General features: G+C 68.2%; 2 protein-coding genes. Both read right to left on the reverse strand.

The features are described 5' to 3' along the window. On the reverse strand, window positions 1–306 hold a 306-nt coding region (locus AC04L7_RS18635; RefSeq protein ID WP_475513694.1), incomplete at its 3' end, for a 2'-5' RNA ligase family protein. Between the two features lie 167 nt (window positions 307–473). Further along, window positions 474–1,430: M13-type metalloendopeptidase (locus AC04L7_RS18640; RefSeq protein WP_475513695.1), on the reverse strand; the 957-nt coding region annotated here is incomplete at its 5' end.

Below are 1,430 nucleotides of genomic sequence, written 5' to 3' on the forward strand. Positions count from 1 at the left end.
CAGCAGGTGATCGAGGGTGATGCCGACCGGTTCCGGCTGCCAGTCGCGCATCGCCTCGTGCGCGGCGGCCACCATGTCGTTGCGCGGCCCATCGCTCTCGCCGAGGAAATGCAGCGTCAGATGGAAGCGTTCCGGCCGCACCCAGCGCGCCAGCGGAAACGCGGCCCCGAGGTCCTCGACGCGGTGCCGCAGCGCCTCGCGCTCACCGGCCGACGGAAGCAGCGCGAAGAACAGGCGATGCAGCCGCCCCGGCTGCGGGCCGCCGAACAGATCGCCTTGCTGGGAGGACGCGGGTGTGGCGGGCATGATGCGAACGGCATCGGACGACGACGATGGCCTGCATCATCGGTGCGCACGCAGCATGATGCAAGCCGGGCATACGCGTAGCTTGCGCATGCGCAAGACTGCTTTCCTGCGTCAACGGGATAAACACCTGCCGGACGCCGCCACTCGGACGGCGTCCCGATGCGATATCACCAGATCCGCACGCGATCCTGCGGAGCGATGTACAAGGGGTCGCCCTGCTTGATGCCGAACGCGTCGTACCAGGCGTCGATGTTGCGCAACGGTGCGAATGCGCGGATGTGGCCGGGGGAATGGGTACCGTTGACGAGTTGCTGGCGCAGCGCATCGTCGCGCCAAAGGGTGCGCCAGACCTGGCCCCAGCCCATGAAGAAGCGCTGGTCGCCGATGAAGCCATCGATCACCGGCGCCGGCTTGCCGGCCAGCGAGCGGTGGTACGCCTCCAGCGCGATCGTCAGGCCGCCCAGGTCGCCGATGTTCTCGCCCATCGCCACGCGGCCGTTGATGTGCATGCCGGGCAGCTGCGGGAACGCGTAGGCCTCGTACYGCGCGCCGAGCTTGGCCGCCTGCACTTCGAACTTGGCTGCGTCCTCGGCGGTCCACCAGTCGCGCAGCACGCCCGCGCCATCGGATTTCCTGCCCTGGTCGTCGAAACCATGGATGATCTCGTGGCCGATGACGCCGCCGATGCCGCCATAGTTCACCGCCGGATCGGCGTCGGGGTCGAAGAACGGCGGCTGCAGGATGGCGGCCGGGAACACGATCTCGTTCTTCACCGAGTTGTAGTACGCGTTCACCGTCTGCGGCGTCATGCCCCACTCGCCCTTGTCGACCGGCTGGCCGATGCGTGCGCGGCGGTACTCCCACTCGAATCGGCCGGCGCGCTGCGCGTTGCCGAACAGGTCGCCGTTCTTCACGACCAGCGCGCTGTAATCGCGGTACGTCTCAGGGTGGCCGATCTTCAGGCCGAAACCGGCGAGCTTGGCGTGCGCCTCCTTCTTGGTCGCCGGGCTCATCCACGCCAGCGCATCCAGGCGCGCGCCCATGGCCGCCTTCACGTTGGCGACCAGCGCGTCCATCTTGGCCTTGGCGTCCGGCGGGAAGTACAGCGCCACGTAGTCGCGACC

The sequence above is a fragment of the Pseudoxanthomonas sp. LjRoot204_2 genome (assembly GCF_056175765.1).